Source organism: Variovorax sp. WDL1 (assembly GCF_001541225.1).
Lineage (GTDB): Bacteria > Pseudomonadota > Gammaproteobacteria > Burkholderiales > Burkholderiaceae_C > Variovorax.
Window position 1 is genome coordinate 9,019 of sequence record NZ_LMTS01000285.1, and the last position, 491, is coordinate 9,509.

Consider the following 491-nt stretch of genomic DNA (forward strand, 5'->3'; position numbering starts at 1 on the left):
GCCGGGGCGGCCCTGGGCATCAGGGGCCAGCGACAGCCCGGGCAGCTCGAGCAGCCATTCGCGGCTGCCGCCGAGCCGGCGCCGAGAGGTGGCGAGCACGCTGATACCTGGTACGCGCGCCTGCAAGGCCTGCACCAGCTCGCGCCCGCGCGGCAACGCGTCCAGGTTGTCGAGCACCAGCAGCAATGCGCCGGGGCCGTCGCGATCCGCGCCGGTCTGCTCGAACACATGCTGGGCCAGCGCGGTGGCATCGCGCAGCGGGCCGCCGGGCTCGCGCGCGCTGAGCCACAGCGCGCCGTGCCTGAAGCTTGTCCCGAACCGGTCTGCAGCAGCGCGCGCGAGTCGGCTCTTGCCGACGCCGCCGGGGCCGACGAGGGTCAGCCAGCGGCACTGCGCGTCGGCAAGGCGTTCGCCGACCTGGGCGAGTTCCACGTCGCGGCCGATGAGCGCCTCGGGCTCGGTTGCCGGTTCCTCTCCGCCCGCCGCGACGA

General features: G+C 75.2%; 1 pseudogene. It reads right to left on the reverse strand.

What is annotated here, in order from left to right:
* Positions 1 to 491, reverse strand: a pseudogene (locus APY03_RS42940) (ATP-binding protein); the annotation flags it as partial.